Here is a 17,156-nt window from a genome sequence, read left to right as displayed (position 1 = left end):
AGCCTGCGCGGGAGGTCGTTAGAGCTCTAAGAAAATACCCCTAAGAGCCTTACTTTCCGTTCAGGCGGCTGATAAGCTTCGCGGCCTCTGAAATGGTAGCAAGCTGGACATCCGAATCTATGGTGAATTCCCTCAAGGCCAACTGGCTTTCGAACATCCGGGGCGATGTGCTCGCCGGTATCGTGGTGGCACTGGCGCTGATCCCGGAGGCCATCGCCTTCTCGATTATTGCCGGTGTGGACCCGAAAGTCGGTCTTTACGCCTCTTTCTGTATTGCGGTGATCATTGCCTTCGTGGGCGGGCGGCCCGGAATGATTTCGGCCGCCACGGCGGCGATGGCGGTGTTGATGGTAACGCTGGTAAAGGAGCATGGTCTGCAGTATCTGCTGGCTGCCACCCTGCTGACCGGCGTGCTGCAGGTGATCGCCGGCTATCTGAAACTCGGTAGCCTGATGCGGTTTGTCTCGCGATCGGTAGTGACTGGCTTTGTAAACGCTCTGGCCATTCTCATCTTCATGGCCCAGTTGCCGGAGCTTACCAATGTGACCTGGCACGTCTATGCCATGACCGCCGCGGGGCTCGGCATTATCTACCTGTTTCCGCTGGTGCCGGTGGTGGGCAAGGTGCTGCCTTCGCCGCTGGTGTGCATCGTGGTTCTCACCGCCGTGGCGGTGGTGACGGGGCTCGATATTCGAACCGTGGGCGATATGGGCGAATTGCCGGACACCCTGCCGGTGTTCCTGTGGCCGGACGTGCCGCTGAACCTGGAAACCCTGATGATTATCCTGCCGTATTCGGTGCCTTTGGCCATCGTTGGCCTGCTGGAGTCCATGATGACCGCCACCATCGTGGATGATCTGACCGACACCACCAGCGACCGCAATCGTGAATGCAAGGGGCAGGGTATCGCCAACATCGGCTCTGGCCTGATCGGTGGCATGGCCGGCTGTGCGATGATTGGCCAGTCCATTATCAACGTTAAGTCCGGCGGCCGGACGCGTCTGTCCACCCTCACGGCGGGCCTCTTCCTGCTGGTTATGGTTCTGCTGCTGGACAGCGTGCTGGTGCAGATTCCCATGGCCGCCCTGGTGGCGGTAATGATCATGGTGTCTATCGGTACCTTCTCCTGGGACTCCATCCGCAACCTTCGCAAACATCCCCTCTCCACCAACATTGTGATGCTTGTGACCGTTGTGGTGGTTGTGGCCACCCACAACCTGGCATTTGGTGTTCTTGCCGGCGTGTTGCTGGCGGCGCTGTTCTTTGCCAACAAGGTGGGCCACTACATGCTGGTGACCTCCGAACTGGATGAAACCACCGATACCCGGACCTACCGCGTGATTGGCCAGGTATTTTTCAGCTCCTCGGAAAAGTTCATGGAATCCTTTGATTTCAAGGAAGCAGTCGATAATGTGGTGATTGATCTGAGTCGCGCGCACTTCTGGGACATCACCGCGGTGGGCGCCCTGGACAAGGCAGTGATCAAGTTCCGGCGTGAAGGCTCGGAGGTCCGGGTGATTGGCCTGAACGAAGCCAGTGCCACCATCGTTGACCGCTTTGGCGTGCACGACAAGCCGGACGCCGTCGACCAGTTGATGGGGCACTGATATGCCTCCGCAATCGGTGAACGACCACGGCCAGAAGAATAATCACGAAGAACACGAAGGCGAGGTGGAGATGTTACGAGTAGTTGCCTGTATTGACGGCTCCCAGGCCGCGCCCGCGGTGTGCGATTACGCCGCCTGGGCGAGCAGGCACATGGAAACGCCCATGATGCTGCTGCACGTGCTGGATGAGGAGCGCTACCCGGCGGAGCCGGACCTGGTTGGCAACATTGGCCTCGGCAGTCGTGAGCAGTTGCTCGAGGACCTCGCTGAGCTGGACCGCAAGCGTGCAAAGCTGGCTCTCGAACACGGCCATCACCTGCTGGATGAGGCGCAACGAAGAGTCAGCGCGGCTGGCATCGAGGACGTGATCCAGCGCCAGCGTCATGGCGGGCTCGCCGAGTCTCTGCTGGCGCTGGAGAATCAGACAAGGTTGCTGGTGATGGGGCTGCATGGTGAAAGCAGTTCCGAACGGGACACCCACATTGGCAGCCAGCTGGAGACGGTGATTCGCAGCATGCATCGGCCGATCCTGCTGGTGCCGGATGAATACCGTGAGCCCCGCAGTGCCATGCTCGCCTTCGACGGCAGCGCCACGGCGTTCAAGGGTGTGGAACTGCTGGCAGGCAGCCCGGTGCTCCGGGGCATGCCCCTGCACCTGGTAATGATTGGTCCGGATACCAATGATCGCTGGGAACAGCTCAGGAAGGCCGAGAAGATGCTGGCAGGCCTGGGCACCGAGATCACCCTGGCCATTCGCGCCGGTGATGTGGAGCCGGCCCTGCACGCCTACCAGGAAGAGCACGACATCGACATCCTGGTAATGGGTGCCTACGGTCATTCCCGAATCCGGCAGTTCCTGGTGGGCAGTACCACAACCACTATGCTCAAGACTGCCGACAAACCCCTGGTGGTACTGCGCTAGCGTGAGGGTTTTTTACCGTTTCAGGCAGTGGCCGGGGTGGCATGCCCGAACTTTCTGATCTGTGATACAAAGTCACTGAAGCGGGTGCCCTGGATCAGGACGTGCTCTTTCAGGGCCCGTTCAGCCTCAAGCTCATTACCGCTGGCGATGGCGTCGTAAATGCGGCGGTGCTCGGCGGCAGAATTCGAGACCCGGTTCCGGGCCTGGAGCTGGAGGCGGCGATAGGGCTTCAGCCGCTGCTTGAGCTGCCTCGCTTCGGATGCCAGAAAGCCGTTGTGGCTGGCATCGTAGATGCAGCTGTGGAATTCCTCGTTCTCGTAATAGTATTCGTCCGGGTCGGACATCACGTCACGATCCTCGCATCGCTCCAGGGCGGTGCGCAGCCGTTCCAGCTCGGAAGGCTGAATCCTTCTGGCGGCCAGCCGACCGCACATCCCCTCAAGTTCGGCCATGACCTCAAACATTTCGATCAACTGATCAAAGCCTACCTTCGCGACGAACGTGCCCTTTTTGGGTTTGACGATCACCAACCCGCTCACCACCAGCTGCTGAACGGCTTCCCGAATCGGTGTTCTTGAGACGTTGTATTTTTCTGCCAGCGCGTCGTGGTCGAGCTTGTCGCCGGGCAGAAGGCGCCCATTGATGATGTCTTCCTCAAGCGCGTCTTTCAGTTTCTGGGCGTTGGAGCGTTTCATAAGTCAGTGCCGGTTTGGGTGGTTCGAAATCGTGATGATCATACTTTAGTCAATTCCTGTTGACATTAATATACATCAAGGCTAATGATGTATACATCAGATTTATCTGATCAATACTACAAAAACAACTTTGGAGACAAAACGATGAAAATGCCATTCGCGAAAGTGGCCATGGCGGCCTCTCTGTCTATTCTCGTTTCCGGTGTTGCCGTTGCAGAAACCGTGCTTCGGGTGTCCCATCAGTTCCCCGGTGGCAAGGGTGATGTCAGGGACGAAATGGTTCAGTTGATGGCCCGTGAAGTTGCGGCCGCGGATGTGGGCCTGGAGCTCCAGGTCTACCCGGGGCAGTCCCTGTTCAAGGCCAAGGAACAGTGGGGCGCTCTGGTGCGTGGCCGTCTTGATATGACGTCTCTGCCTCTGGACTACGCCAGCGGTCGCCATCCCGAATTTTCCGCCACCCTGATGCCGGGTCTGGTCCGTAACCACGAACGTGCCGCCCGCCTGAACGATTCAGAATTCATGGGCATGATCAAGAAAGTGATCAATGACGCCGGCGCCCGGGTTCTTGCTGACGCCTGGCTGGCCGGTGGCTTCGCCTCCAACAAGCAGTGCATCACCTCGCCGGATACCGTTCAGGGCCAGACCCTGCGCGCCGCCGGGCCGGCCTTCGACGAAATGCTGGCTACCGCTGGTGCCTCCATTGCCTCCATGCCGTCCTCGGAAATCTACACCGCGATGCAGACCGGCGTTCTCGATGGCGCCAACACTTCCTCCGGTTCCTTCGTGTCCTACCGCATCTACGAGCAGGTGACCTGCCTGACAGCCCCGGGAGAAAACGCCCTGTGGTTCATGTATGAGCCGGTACTCATCTCCGAGCGCAGCTGGAACAGCCTGAATGAAGAACAGCAGGCGGCACTGGCGGCGGCCGGCCAGAAGGCGGAAGAGTACTTCGCCAAAGAGGCGGCCGGTCTGGACCAGAAGATGATCGACGTGTTCAAGGAGAACGGTGTTGAGGTCGTCAACATGTCTCCGGAAAACTACCAGGCCTGGCTCGATATCGCCAAGAAGAGCTCCTACAAGACCTTCGCGGAAAACGTCCCCAACGGCCAGGCGCTGATTGATGCTGCACTGGCTGTCGAATAACCGGTAACTGCGCGTTCGTTCCGGTCTACCTGCTCCGGTGCTTCACCGGGGCAGGTATTCGCTTCATCTTTCGGGTTCTCTTTATGTCTGAATCTACTGGTTATCAACCAGCCGCCGGTCGGGGAGTTGTCGGCGGCTATATCCGCCTGATGGACACACTCTCGGTAGCTGTCGCCATAGTGGCGGGCTTTCTTCTTTCGCTGGGCGTTCTTTCTGTCGTGCACATGGTGTTTGTTCGCTATGTCATGGGCGAAAGTACGATCTGGCAGACCGAATTCACCACGTTTGCCATCACCGCATCGATGTTGCTGGGCACGCCCTATGTTCTGAAGACCGGAGGGCATGTTGCGGTGACCGTATTGCCGGACGCACTGCACGGCCTGCCCAAGCGCCTGATGCGAATTGCCGCCTCGCTGGTTGGCCTGGCGTTCTGTCTCGCCCTGGCCTACGGCTGCTGGTACTACTTCTACGAAGCCTACGCGTTTGACTGGACCACCGGTACGGTCTGGAACCCGCCCCTGTGGCCGGCCATTCTGCCTGTGGCGGTCGGGGCGTCCCTGTTGTCGCTGCAATATGTGGCTGAAATTCTTCGAGTGGAGCTCTGATCATGGATCCGGTTACCAGCGGTATTCTTGTTGTCATCTTCCTGCTCGTGCTCATGGCCATCGGAACGCCCATTGCCTTTGCCCTGGGTGCGGTGTCGCTCGGTGCACTGTTACTGGATCGCGGTCTCGGTGAGCTTGTCTACTTCGGGGAAACCTTCTTTGGCAGCGTGGCCTCGTTCGGCTTTGTCGCCATTCCCATGTTTATCCTGATGGGGGCAGCCGTTGCTTCGTCCCCCACCGGGCGAGACCTGTATCGATCGCTTGATCTCTGGATGGGGCGCCTGCCCGGCGGTCTGGCGATATCCAACATTGCCGCGTGCTCCATTTTTGCGGCGCTGTCCGGCTCATCACCGGCCACCAGTGCGGCAATCGGCAAGCTCGGCATTCCTGAAATGCGTAAGCGGGGCTACCCGGACGGGGTGGCGGCCGGCTGTATTGCCGCAGGCGGTACCCTTGGCATTCTCATTCCGCCCTCGGTCACCATGATTGTTTACGGTATTTCCACGGAAACCTCGATTGGCCGCCTGTTTATCGCTGGCGCCATTCCCGGACTCATGCTGGCGGTTCTGTTCATGGTCTGGACCCTGATTGCCTGCAAGCTGGCAGGGGGCTACAACACGCCCAACCCGGTTGCGCAGGTGGCGGCCCAGGTCAAGGAGAACGTCGAGGGCAACCTCAAGGCTCTGGTTCGGGTGCTCCCGTTCCTGCTGGTGGTGATGGGCATCCTGTTTGCGCTGTATGGCGGCGTGGCGACACCCTCCGAGGCGGCGGGTGTCGGGGCCTTCCTGTGCCTGGTGCTGGCCATTGCGGTGTATCGCATGTGGCAGGCCAAACCCGTGGGCAACATCATGCGCGATGCCCTGCGGGAAAGCGTGATGATCATGCTGATCATCGCAACCGCCGAGATCTTTGCCTTTGCCCTGTCGTCCCTGTTCATTACCCAGACAGTTGCCGGTGCCATTGCGGATCTGGAGGTGAATCGCTGGGTGTTGATGGCGGTGATCAACCTGTTCCTGCTGGTGGCCGGGTTCTTCCTGCCGCCGGTGGCCGTGATCGTAATGGCCGCACCGATACTGCTGCCGATCATTGTTGCCGCGGACTTCGATCCCTACTGGTTTGCCGTCATTCTCACGATCAACCTCGAGATCGGCCTGATTACGCCACCGGTGGGACTCAACCTGTTCATCATCAAGGGGATTGCGCCGGATATTGCGTTGCGCGACATCCTGCTGGGCAGCCTGCCGTACGCGCTGTGCATGATTCTCGGCATCATCCTGCTGTGTTTCTTCCCGCAGATTGCGCTCTGGCTGCCCGATCTGATCATGGGCGCGGGTTCATGATCCCGGAAAAGGAGTGTTCCTCATGAATATGAGTTTTCTGCAGGAGCTGTTCAGCAGCATTACGCACCGGGACGCGCTGCAACGGCGGTTCGGCGGCAAGAAGAACCATTACAGCCACGGCCACATGGTAGAGGCCTGCCAGGAACTGCTGCAGAGTGATGGCGAAGCCGCCAGCATTGTCATGGCCAGCCGGGCCCTGGAAATCTATCAGTCTCTGGATGACGAGGAGAAGAAGGCGTTCTTCTGTGTCCTGGCAAAGGACTTCGCCGCCGATCCTGACAAGATTGACCAGGCTTACCGGGTGTACAGCAAAGACCGCTCCAACAAGCACCTGGCGGCGCTTTTCGAGGTGTCGGAGCCGCTGCGACAGGAACTCTTCCGCCGACTGAACCTGGGCCGTGGTGCGACCTACGAGCTGGTAAAAATGCGCCAGGATTTCCTGGCGCTGATGAAAAGTCACAAGGACTTTGAACCGATCAATGCCGATTTCGTGCATCTGTTCGGCTCCTGGTTCAATCGCGGCTTCCTGGTTCTGAGGCGCATTGACTGGACAACACCCGCTTCCATCCTGGAAAAAATCATCCGGTACGAGGCGGTTCACAAGATCCAGGGGTGGGAGGACCTGCGCCGCCGGCTGGATAACCGGGACCGGCGGTGTTTCGGGTTTTTCCACCCGGCCATCGGTGATGAGCCGCTGATCTTTGTAGAGGTTGCGCTCACCAAGGGGCTGCCGGACAGGATTCAGCCCATTCTTTCCAATGACCATTACGACATCGACGACCCGGAGCTGGCCGACTCGGCCGCGTTCTTCGGAATCAGCAACTGTCAGGTTGGCCTGCGTGGTATTTCCTTTGGCAATTTCCTGATCAAGCAGGTGGTGCAGGAGCTCAAGCAGGAACTGCCCAACCTGAAGAACTTTGTCACGCTGTCGCCGCTGCCAATGTTCCGGAGCTGGCTTGAGCAGACCTATCACCCCGACTCAGGACTGCTCAAGCCGGAAGCCCAGGAGGTGCTCAGCCACCTGGATAACCCCGAGTGGATCAATCACCCGGAACTGTCTGAACGGCTGAACCAGGTTGTGCGGCCGCTCGCCGCCCGGTATCTGCTGAAGGAGAAAAACAGCGCCGGTCTCCCCATGAATCCGGTCGCCAGATTCCATCTGGGCAATGGCGCAGAGCTGCACCGGATCAACTGGCTGGGTGATGTGTCCGCAAACGGCATGAAGCAGTCGGCCGGGCTGATGGTCAATTACCTGTACGTGCTCGAGAACATTGAGCGCAACAATGAAAAATTCACTGCCAACGGTGAAATTGTCTGTTCCCCCAGTGTCCGCGAGCTGAGCAGGCTGGGTCGGAAACTGTTCAAAGGAGAAGCCGAGAAATGAATAACAACCTGTTTGCAACATTCGCAGCGAAGATGCAGGAGCGGGGAACAGCCAACTTCATTACCACGCCGGAAGGCAAGACCTACTCCTACGCTGAGGCCCTCTCCACCACCGAGCAGATCGCCGGCGCTCTCAAGAGCCTGGGCGTGGAACCCGGCGACCGGGTTGCGGTTCAGGTCGACAAGAGCCCCGAGGCCATTCTGCTGTATCTGGCAACGCTGCGGATCGGTGGCGTTTATCTGCCGCTGAATACTGGCTATACCGCCGATGAAATCGGCTATTTCCTGGGCGATGCGGAGCCCGCCCTGTTCGTGTGTCAGCCTGCAGCCCTTGAAGCAGCCAAAGCCATCGCGAAGGAAACCGGGTGTCCCTGCGTTGAGACGCTCGGTGTTAACGCGGACGGCTCGTTGATGGACAAGGTCGGCAAGGCCGATGCCTATACCGGAATCGAGCAGCGCGCCGACGACGACCTGGCGGCTATCCTGTATACCTCCGGTACTACCGGCCGCTCGAAAGGCGCCATGCTGACCCACAGGAACCTCGGCTCGAACTGTCAGAGCCTGGCGGAGGCCTGGCGTTTCACCGAGAAGGATCGCCTGATTCACGCCCTGCCCATCTTCCACACTCACGGTCTGTTCGTGGCGTGTAACGTCATTCTGATCACCGGTGCCAGCCTGTACTTCATGTCCAAATTCGATGTCGACATGATTATTGAGGCCATGCCCGATGGCACTTCTCTGATGGGAGTCCCCACGTTCTACACCCGCTTGCTGCAGGACGATCGCCTGACGCCGGAGCTCACAGCCAACATGCGCCTGTTTACTTCCGGCTCGGCGCCGCTCACGGCGGAGACCCATCAACGCTTTGAAGAGCGCACGGGGCATGCCATCCTCGAGCGCTATGGCATGACAGAAACCAACATGAACACTTCCAACCCCTACGACGGGGACCGCATCGCCGGCACCGTTGGGATGCCGCTGCCGGGCGTGGAAATACGGATTACCGATCCGGAGACGGGGGACCACAAACCCTTGCCAGCGGGCGAAATCGGCATGCTGGAGGTTCGCGGCCCGAACGTGTTCAAGGGTTACTGGCGCATGCCCGAGAAAACCAAAGCGGAGCTCCTGGACGACGGATTCTTCATCACCGGTGACCTTGCCCTGATCGACGAGCGCGGCTATGTGCAGATTGTCGGGCGCGACAAGGATCTGGTGATTTCCGGCGGCTTCAACGTGTATCCCAAAGAGGTGGAGCAGGTCATTGACGCCATGCCCGGGGTCATGGAATCCGCCGTCATTGGCGTGCCGCATCCGGACTTTGGTGAGGGTGTGACCGCCGTGGTGGTGTTGTTGCCCGGTGAGAAGCTGGAAGAAGCGGATGTGATCAACGCACTGGCCGGCCACCTGGCGAAGTTCAAGCAACCCAAGCGCGTGTTCTTTGTTGAGGCATTGCCCCGCAATACCATGGGTAAGGTCCAGAAGAAGCAGCTTCGGGACGAATACAAAGACATTTACCAGGACGCCTGATTCGGGAACCGGAGACCTGCTATGATGAAAACCTACCGGATCGGCCAGATAGTGCCGAGTTCCAATACCACCATGGAAACGGAAATCCCGGCCATGCTGAGAGCCCGGGAAGCCGTTGAACCCGAACGCTTTACCTTCCACTCAAGCCGCATGCGCATGAAAAAGGTGACCCGGGAAGAGCTGGCGGCCATGGATGACGAGTCTGATCGCTGTGCCCTGGAACTTTCTGATGCCGCTGTGAACGTGATGGGCTACGCCTGCCTGGTTGCCATCATGAGCCGCGGCGCTGGCTACCATCGGGAGTCGCAGGCCCGCCTGCAGGGTGTTGCCGAGTCCAACGGACATCCGACTCCGGTGGTTACCAGTGCAGGCGCGCTCACCCAGGGGCTGGCTGTCCTGGGCGCCAAACGGGTCGCCATCATCACGCCTTACATGAGACCGCTGACAGACATGGTCATCGACTACATCGAGGCCGAAGGCTTCCAGGTGGTTGATAGCATCGCGCTGGAGATACCGGACAACCTTGAGGTGGGCCGCCAGGATCCGCTGGCGCTGACCGACATCGTCCAGCGTCTGGACACCCAGGGGGCGGATGCCGTTGTGCTGTCTGCCTGCGTGCAGATGCCCTCGCTGGCGTCCATCCAGCAGGTGGAAGACGCCCTCGGCAAGCCTGTGGTGTCGGCGGCCACCTGCACCACGTTCCAGATCCTCAAGGCGCTGGGCCTCGATACCGTGGTTCCGAACGCGGGGAGATTGCTGAGCGGGCGTTATCGCTAGGTAATAGAGGTAGTGAAGGCTGCGCCCTGGAGTCAGGCGTCGTTGCCTGCGGCGACGCCGGACTACCGTCCACTTGTCTGTGAGAGTTCGACTGCTTCGAGACATTGTTCAAAAGGTAGCCAAAGAGCTAGAGAGTCACCCTCAACGGCATCAATCGCAACGAACCCAAACTTCTCGTAGAATCTTTTTGAGTCGTTGTCTTTGGCATCTACCGCACAACCTATACCTCCCACTGAAATCGACGCATCTACAACTCGCCTCAGGCACTCGATCAGCAGGAATGCTCCTAATCCATACCCTTTCACAGAGTTATCAACCGCAAGCCGTGCCAGGCGGTAAACCGGCGGATCCGACGGAAACCGTTTTTGCAGGGGATGCCCCTGGGGGAAGACAACGGTGCTGGGAAGAAGAGTGTAATAACCCAGGATCTCCGTCGGGTCGACCTCATCTTCGATCAGTACATAAGTCCGAGTCGCCATCTTCTGGCTGCTTTGCCGGGCAATTTTCTTTAAGAACTCGTTGAGTGCAGGCGTACCGCAGTCAAACTTTCGCCGATTGTGTTTTTTACTGATTTCTTCGGTTCTTAAAGTCACCAGCCAACTTCCTGTGGTTGAGTGCAGCTTCCCGAAGCTCTGGGTTAATTGGCTCAGGGTTATCCAGCAGTTCCAGCATACGATCAGCACTTTGCCGGGAGACCTGAATTTGAAGCGCCTGACGTTCGGCCTCTTGTGCTTCTTTCTTCGCAGCGTAGACCAGGAACTGACTCAAGCTGCGGCCCGTTAACTCTGCTGCATGAGCAATTAGTCTCTGTGTTTCTTCATCAACACGAGCGACCAGGCGAGTGTCTTTACCTTGTGTGTTCATCATATTCTTCACCGATGGTGGGGTAAGCTCGACTGGAACCCAGGAAAACGCTCTTCCTTGATAAAAGTGATTCAACGGATCCAATCTACGTGTGCCATATTGGCATACCCAACATTGCCAATCAACGTTGTGTGTCATTTTGGCACACGAAGCCCATCAGGCTCTGAGTTGCGTGAGGGTCGCAAAGCGGACATTCGAGTAAGACGAATAGCGCTTGCAGTATGCGCGCCCATGGAATGGAACCGAAGGCGCAATGAAATGGGCTTCGTCGCGCCTGCGCTTAATGGGTTCTACCCCGTTACTGTGGACATTCCTAAAAAGAGGCCTGACACGCTGCTCACAGGCTCGGCGTGCCTCCGAACAACAGGTAATAAGCGATGCCCAGTAGCGAACTGACTAAGATCACCGGCAACATGCCCACCTTGAAGCGTAACATGGCAATAAAGGCGGCCAGTGCAAGCACCACACTGGCGATCTGAATACTGCCCCATGTCGGCACCATTAACTGCATGCCAAAGGTCCGAACCGTATCTACTTCGGCGAAAGCGACATGCACCGCGAACCAGATAGCCAGGTTCAGCATCACGCCCACAACGGCGGCGGTGACCGCCGATAACGCAGCACTCACCGCCTGGTTCCCGCGCAGCCTTTCTACATAGGGTGCGCCCAGGAATATCCACAGAAAACAGGGAACAAAGGTCACCCAGGTAGCCAGAATCGATGCAAGAATGCCCGCTGTAAAAGGATCGAGGGGGCCTGCGTCGCGGAAAGCGCCCATGAAGCCCACGAACTGTACTACCTGAATCAAGGGGCCGGGCGTGGTCTCTGCCATGCCCAAACCATCCAGCATTTCCCCTGGCGCAAGCCAGCCATAGTTCTGTACGGCCTCCTGTGCCATATAAGCCAATACTGAATAAGCACCACCGAAGGTGACGACGGCCAGCTTGCTGAAGAAAAGCCCTATCTGGGTGAAGACATCGTCAAAGCCCAGCGATACAGCCAATACAACTAGCGGTGTGAACCACAGCGGTAGCCAGACCGCGAGTACCTTGAGCGCCCGCTTGCGCGTTGCCTTGGTATGATGTGCGGCACCGCCATCCATCATGGTGTCGATCGCCCGTTCACCATCCTCGGGCGTGTCATGTCCCTTGATGACCACGAATCGTTCCGGGTCCATGTACCGCCCCAGCAGGCCAATAACGGCAGCAGTCAGGATCACTACCGGGAACGGGACAGCCAACAAAAAGATGGCAATGAAAGCAAGGGCCGCCAAGATGTACATATAGGCATTCTTGAGCGCGCGCTTACCGATCCGGATGACGGCCTGAATCACGATCGCCAACACCGCCGCTTTAATCCCGAAGAAAAGCGCCTGCACCAGGGTTGCATCCTGAAAGCCCGCATAAAGCACGCTCAACACCAGGATGCTCAAAAAACCCGGCAACACAAACAGTCCGCCGGCCACGAGCCCACCCTTGACGCCATGCAGCAGCCAGCCGATATAAGTAGCCAGTTGTTGGGCTTCCGGCCCGGGCAGTACCATGCAGTAGTTCAGGGCGTGCAGAAACCGGCTTTCGCTGACCCATCGCTTTTCATCCACCAGAATACGATGCATGACGGCGATTTGGCCGGCAGGACCGCCGAAACTCAGCATTGCAATCCTTAGCCAGACGCGCACCGCTTCCCCAAACGTAATCTCATGACCAAACTCGTTGCGATCGCCACCCGATGGCACAGTGTCTTGTTGGGTTCTGTGGGCTGTATCGGTGGAGTGGGACGACTCCGGCATGCTTACTTCCCCTTCGTATAGGTTGTGTACAAACTGTCGAACACCTGATTGGCAGCCAGTAACAGCTGATCATCGTTATGATGAGACTCGCGAAAGCCCATCAATACGCATTCAACTCCAGTGGCCGCCGGTGGCTGATGGCCGCCAACATCGAGGTAATGCACCAGTTCCGCGATCCGCTGCAGTGCCACCTGGCGCAGGCCAAAGCTCGCCAGCAACGCTTCAAAGGTGACCTTGTCAGCTACATGGGTGAAGGCCGCTCCATCGAAATCAAAACCCAGCGCGTGATCAGGGCAATCAGCTGGAGAGCTTAACCATAGAAAATTCGCTTCCGGATCGATGAATCGCTTAATCAACCAGGCGCTGGCCAGGCGGTCCACCCACGGTCGGCGACGAGTTGCCCATACCCTTCCCAGGTAGTCGGCACGGTTGAGGAGAGCGACCGTGCCTGAAACAGGTAGCGGCTCATCAGGCGACAGCACCCGATTTGCGTCGGTTTCCAGTTCCTGCAACGCCCGATCGACCCGTTCACGGGCAGCACCTGGAAAAAAATCAATCTGTGACACGCGCGTGAAGCGCTTACGCAGTTTCCGGGTCTCCCTAATAACCTCCATGGCCGATTCTGGCAGCAGCGTTGCCCGTAGTTCTGCGATGTCCGAGTGCAAGGCCTCATAGTCGTCCGCACGATCGAATAAAGCGGGGAATTCATGAGCATCCGGGCCGTCAGTGGGTACAACATGGGCGACACCGCCGGCTTCACGCACGTCATGGGCCACAGCCTCCAACTTCTCGACGTGATCGGGGTGAGCTGGCAGTAAATAGACGCCGTCGCGAAGTGAAGCCGCGCCCCATGCCTTAATAGAGCGCCAGGCCCGCATACGCACCGTCGCATTTTCTGTAGGAAGTGACAGAATCAGTAGAAGCCATGACATTCTGTAGAATCTACTACGTGTTTGTAGCAATCACAACACTTTTATGGCTGAACGGTTGTGATGGCCATCTGACTACAGTAGCATTCTCATATATCCCCCCACGGGGGATAGGTTAAAAGCTGGTTTTGACCCCAGACTTACCAAATCATCAGCCACGCTAGGAACACTGTGATGCACCACGAACGACTCGATCATTGGCAACATAAGCATGTCTTTGGCCAGGATCGGAAGCGCCCCGGAGAAATCCGAACGCTCATCGTGGTGGGCCTAACGCTGGCGATGATGGTCTGGGAAATCCTGGCCGGGATCGTTTATGGCTCGATGGCCTTGCTGGCCGATGGGCTGCACATGGGGTCGCACGCGGTGGCCCTGGGTATTGCCGCCTTCGCCTATGCATACGCCAGGAAAAACGCAGGCAACGCCCGATTCTCTTTCGGGACGGGGAAGGTCAATGCGCTGGGCGGCTTTACCGGAGCCATTCTGCTGGCTGTCTTTGCGCTCTACATGGTCATCGAGAGTGTTGGGCGTTTTATCCAGCCCGTCCCCATTTCTTTCGATGGGGCCATATTTGTGGCCATCATAGGCCTGGTGGTCAACGGGGTGTCAGCGTGGATACTGGGGGATGCAGGTCATGACCATGGTCACAGTCACGGGCATAATCACGGTCACCACCATCATCACCATGACCACAACCGACGGGCCGCTTACCTGCATGTGCTTGCAGATGCGTTGACGTCAGTCCTTGCCATTGTTGCCCTTCTGGCGGGTAAATATGCCGGGTGGAACTGGATGGACCCGATGATGGGGATTATCGGTGCGATTCTGGTAACCCGTTGGTCCTGGCAACTTTTAAGAGACACCTCAAAAATCCTTCTCGACGAGCAACATCAGGACATGGAGGACGCTGTTAAAGAGGCCGTCGAAGACGACGATGCCAAAGTCAGTGATCTGCATGTGTGGGCAATAGGCCCAAACATTCATGCCGCTATTGTCTCAGTCGTCTCGCATCAGCCCGAGTCGCCCGCAGTTTATAAGGAGCGCATTCAGGCACACTGCCAGTCCCTGGTCCACGTGACGGTGGAACCTCTTCGCTGTGATTAACGGAGAGAACGCAAATTAGAGAGTAACGAGATCAAAGATAACGGGCGATTGCTTTGAACTCGTCGACGCGCCGCTGCTGCTCCGGCTCCAGCGGTCCGATGGCATCGTCCAGGCAGTGTTCAATGTGGTCCTGTACCAAGACGCGCTTGGCCTGCTGGATGGCCTTTTCCACAGCGTGAAGCTGCTGTGCCAGCTCCAGGCAGGGCTTCCCCTGATCCATCATGCCAATCACGCTTTCAAGATGGCCGTTGGCCCGCTTCAGGCGTTTGATGATATTCGGATGCGATTGATGCGTGTGATCATTTATCATGTTTAATTCCTATCCCCCGTGGGGGGATGGTATCCTCTTGCTTCGTTGAAATCCAACCACCGACTCGACCATTGAGACTGATGATTTCGGCCCTCCATCAAAGAAAACTGCTTCCGACGCTCGTCATGCTGTTCGCATTGGCGGGCCTGTCGCTGTCGGTGATTGGCGAGTCATTCTCTCACGGTGTGGCCAACTTGGCAGGCGATTGGGAATCGCAGCCTGACGGCCACCCAGGCAGTTATGGTGCGCATGGACACACCCACGATTTTGACGAAGAGCCAGAGACATCCTCAGTGCATCATGATGCTGGCAATCATACTCACGAGACCGTGGACCAGCTCAGGGTTCCGTTTGTTTCCCAAAGCCTGACCGTTCTCCGGCAGCCCGTGCCCTTTGCCGGAGGTTCTCCCCGCAGTTTGCGCTATCGGCTTGAACGCCCTCCAAAAGCCTCTATTCCCGCTTGATTCTTGCCGCTTACGTGGCCCGAGAAAACAAATTCAATTGGAGTCTTTATGTTGTCAAGCTTGCTTGGCGGTTGCCGTGGTGTGCCCTCAACGGGCACAGGCAGTCGTCTGTTCTGGACATTTCTGACCCTGGGCTTTCTGGGTATGAGTACCGATGTGCTTGCCCACGCAGTCGCTCAGGGCGACAGGGGCTACATCCAGGAAATTACCGGGATAAACCTTATTGCGTTCATCTATCTGGGGGCCAAACACATGGTCACCGGCTATGACCACCTGCTGTTCCTGCTGGGTGTCATTTTCTTCCTTTACCAAATGAAGCACATCGCGATCTACGTGAGCCTGTTTGCCCTGGGACATTCCACCACAATGCTGCTGGGGGTGTACTTCAATGTGGGCATCAACAGCTACATCATTGATGCGATTATCGGCCTGTCCATCGTCTATAAGGCACTGGACAACATCGGTGCCTACCAGCGGTGGTTTGGCTTCCAGCCCAACACCAAGGCCGCCACGTTGATTTTCGGGTTCTTCCATGGTTTCGGCCTGTCCACCAAGATCATCGAATACGACATCTCGCCGGACGGCCTGATTCCGAACCTCCTCGCCTTCAACGTGGGCGTGGAAATCGGACAGTTGATCGCCCTGGCCATGATCCTGATTGCCATCAGCTTCTGGCGTAAAACCGACGGCTTTTTCCGCCACGCCTATACAGCCAACGTTGCCATGATGAGTGCAGGTTTCCTGCTCTTTGGCTATCAGCTCACGGGTTACTTTGTCGCCTGATTCTGGAGATTTGCTATGTACAACACCGATATACCCAACCGTGAAGAACTGCCCAGCACTGCCAAACTTATTCGATCAACCATCATCGCAGCTATTGTGGCGCTGATTCTGCTGGTGACCGTGGTCATGCCCGCCGAGTACGCCCTGGACCCGACCGGTGCCGGCAGATTGCTGGGGTTGACCGAAATGGGCGAAATCAAGGAACAACTGGCTGATGAAGCTGCCGCTGACGAGGAGGCACAGATGGTTGCCGTGCAATCCTCAAGCGATCAGCAGGAAACCGAAGCAGTACAGCCTGAAGCCGAAGAACCCGCTCAGGAAGCTGCTCCAGAGCCAGAACCAGAACCAGAACCTGCGGCCGTGCAAGAACAACAAGCATCAGAACCAGCACCTGCAGAAACACAATGGCAGGACGAAGTGCGAGTGGTTCTTACGCCTGGCGAAGGTACTGAGTTTAAGCTCACCATGGAAGAAGGTGCTGTGGCTCGCTTCTCTTGGGTATCCGAGGGTGGCCCAATCAACTTTGATACCCATGGCGATGGAGGCGGCCAGTCAATTTCATACGAGAAAGGCCGGGGCGTACCGGAAGACGAAGGCCAACTGGAAGCCGCTTTTACCGGCAACCATGGCTGGTTCTTCAGAAACCGGAATGACAATGACATTACTCTCGTCCTTCGTACCGGTGGAGACTACGGACAACTGAAGAAAGTGCTTTGATCACGCAGGCATAAATTGCAATTTTTTTTGGAGCCGGTCAGACAATGGCCGGCTGCGAGAAACGAAGCGAAGGTTCATGAAATGGAGCAAAACCAGAGGTTATGAATCAGCTCATGAATGTCATGCATACAGCAATTAATTAGTGCCCATCCAGAAACCCGCATTTTCAGTCAGTTTAGCTCACCTCCAGGAGTGGA

18 protein-coding genes are annotated in these 17,156 nt (G+C 57.5%); 12 read left to right on the top strand and 6 right to left on the bottom strand.

Translation table 11 applies throughout. The features are described 5' to 3' along the window. The first annotated feature begins 119 nt into the window (after positions 1–119). Complete coding sequence (locus ACFC20_RS12120; RefSeq protein WP_375193224.1) at positions 120–1,607, top strand: SulP family inorganic anion transporter; 1,488 nt, start codon at positions 120–122, stop codon at positions 1,605–1,607. 70 nt (positions 1,608–1,677) lie between these two features. Further along, positions 1,678–2,529 carry a universal stress protein gene (locus ACFC20_RS12115; protein ID WP_375193267.1) on the top strand — a complete coding sequence of 284 codons (852 nt, stop codon included), beginning with the start codon at positions 1,678–1,680 and terminating at the stop codon, positions 2,527–2,529. 20 nt (positions 2,530–2,549) lie between these two features. On the opposite strand, the gene ACFC20_RS12110 is transcribed toward ACFC20_RS12115, so the two are convergent. Beyond that, a complete protein-coding gene (locus tag ACFC20_RS12110) occupies positions 2,550–3,224 on the bottom strand; it encodes a GntR family transcriptional regulator (RefSeq protein ID WP_091992034.1) in 675 nt (224 codons plus the stop codon). Positions 3,225–3,368: 144 nt separating this feature from the next. Between ACFC20_RS12110 and dctP the strand changes: the two genes are divergently transcribed. The 6 genes from dctP to ACFC20_RS12080 all read left to right on the top strand — a co-directional run bounded on the left by dctP (position 3,369) and on the right by ACFC20_RS12080 (position 9,999). Next, positions 3,369–4,367, top strand: a complete 999-nt coding sequence (gene dctP, locus ACFC20_RS12105; RefSeq protein ID WP_375193223.1) for a TRAP transporter substrate-binding protein DctP — start codon at positions 3,369–3,371, stop codon at positions 4,365–4,367. Between the two features lie 83 nt (positions 4,368–4,450). After that, positions 4,451–4,972 carry a TRAP transporter small permease subunit gene (locus ACFC20_RS12100; RefSeq protein WP_375193222.1) on the top strand — a complete coding sequence of 174 codons (522 nt, stop codon included), beginning with the start codon at positions 4,451–4,453 and terminating at the stop codon, positions 4,970–4,972. 2 nt (positions 4,973–4,974) lie between these two features. After that, positions 4,975–6,312: a TRAP transporter large permease gene (locus ACFC20_RS12095; RefSeq protein ID WP_375193221.1), complete on the top strand. Its 1,338-nt coding sequence runs from the start codon at positions 4,975–4,977 to the stop codon at positions 6,310–6,312. 22 nt (positions 6,313–6,334) lie between these two features. After that, positions 6,335–7,696 carry a malonyl-CoA decarboxylase gene (locus tag ACFC20_RS12090; RefSeq protein WP_375193220.1) on the top strand — a complete coding sequence of 454 codons (1,362 nt, stop codon included), beginning with the start codon at positions 6,335–6,337 and terminating at the stop codon, positions 7,694–7,696. After that, on the top strand, positions 7,693–9,222 hold the full coding sequence (locus ACFC20_RS12085) for a malonyl-CoA synthase (RefSeq protein WP_375193219.1): 1,530 nt from the start codon (positions 7,693–7,695) through the stop codon (positions 9,220–9,222). The genes ACFC20_RS12090 and ACFC20_RS12085 overlap by 4 nt, the downstream gene beginning before the upstream one ends. Positions 9,223–9,243: 21 nt before the next feature. Next, a complete protein-coding gene (locus tag ACFC20_RS12080) occupies positions 9,244–9,999 on the top strand; it encodes an Asp/Glu racemase (protein ID WP_375193218.1) in 756 nt (251 codons plus the stop codon). 62 nt (positions 10,000–10,061) lie between these two features. On the opposite strand, the gene ACFC20_RS12075 is transcribed toward ACFC20_RS12080, so the two are convergent. The 4 genes from ACFC20_RS12075 to ACFC20_RS12060 all read right to left on the bottom strand — a co-directional run bounded on the left by ACFC20_RS12075 (position 10,062) and on the right by ACFC20_RS12060 (position 13,584). Beyond that, complete coding sequence (locus tag ACFC20_RS12075) at positions 10,062–10,592, bottom strand: GNAT family N-acetyltransferase (protein ID WP_375193217.1); 531 nt, start codon at positions 10,590–10,592, stop codon at positions 10,062–10,064. Continuing rightward, entirely contained in the window at positions 10,564–10,866 is a 303-nt protein-coding gene (locus ACFC20_RS12070) for a DUF1778 domain-containing protein (RefSeq protein WP_375193216.1), read from the bottom strand. Before ACFC20_RS12070 ends, ACFC20_RS12075 begins: the two co-directional genes overlap by 29 nt. A gap of 334 nt (positions 10,867–11,200) precedes the next feature. Then, entirely contained in the window at positions 11,201–12,652 is a 1,452-nt protein-coding gene (gene chrA, locus ACFC20_RS12065; protein WP_206855620.1) for a chromate efflux transporter, read from the bottom strand. Between the two features lie 2 nt (positions 12,653–12,654). Then, entirely contained in the window at positions 12,655–13,584 is a 930-nt protein-coding gene (locus ACFC20_RS12060; protein ID WP_206855621.1) for a chromate resistance protein ChrB domain-containing protein, read from the bottom strand. 171 nt (positions 13,585–13,755) lie between these two features. Between ACFC20_RS12060 and dmeF the strand changes: the two genes are divergently transcribed. Then, on the top strand, positions 13,756–14,685 hold the full coding sequence (gene dmeF, locus ACFC20_RS12055; protein ID WP_011786633.1) for a CDF family Co(II)/Ni(II) efflux transporter DmeF: 930 nt from the start codon (positions 13,756–13,758) through the stop codon (positions 14,683–14,685). A 31-nt stretch (positions 14,686–14,716) separates the two neighbouring features. Here dmeF and ACFC20_RS12050 read toward each other — a convergent pair whose 3' ends face one another. Next, positions 14,717–14,995, bottom strand: coding sequence for a metal-sensing transcriptional repressor (locus ACFC20_RS12050; RefSeq protein WP_011786634.1), 279 nt, complete (start codon positions 14,993–14,995; stop codon positions 14,717–14,719). Between the two features lie 80 nt (positions 14,996–15,075). Here ACFC20_RS12050 and ACFC20_RS12045 point away from each other — a divergent pair, with 80 nt between their 5' ends. From ACFC20_RS12045 to ACFC20_RS12035, 3 genes are read left to right on the top strand one after another with little or no spacing between them, the layout of a single operon-like run. Then, positions 15,076–15,459: a hypothetical protein gene (locus ACFC20_RS12045; protein ID WP_041656491.1), complete on the top strand. Its 384-nt coding sequence runs from the start codon at positions 15,076–15,078 to the stop codon at positions 15,457–15,459. Between the two features lie 48 nt (positions 15,460–15,507). Then, a complete protein-coding gene (locus tag ACFC20_RS12040; protein ID WP_011786636.1) occupies positions 15,508–16,242 on the top strand; it encodes a HupE/UreJ family protein in 735 nt (244 codons plus the stop codon). A 15-nt stretch (positions 16,243–16,257) separates the two neighbouring features. Next, positions 16,258–16,959: a hypothetical protein gene (locus tag ACFC20_RS12035; protein ID WP_206855624.1), complete on the top strand. Its 702-nt coding sequence runs from the start codon at positions 16,258–16,260 to the stop codon at positions 16,957–16,959. Positions 16,960–17,156: the final 197 nt, after the last annotated feature.

Origin of the sequence: Marinobacter sp., assembly GCF_041984545.1 — a bacterium.
GTDB lineage: Bacteria > Pseudomonadota > Gammaproteobacteria > Pseudomonadales > Oleiphilaceae > Marinobacter.
Note: the sequence above shows the minus strand (reverse complement) of the source record. Positions and strands in the feature narration are given on the sequence as shown.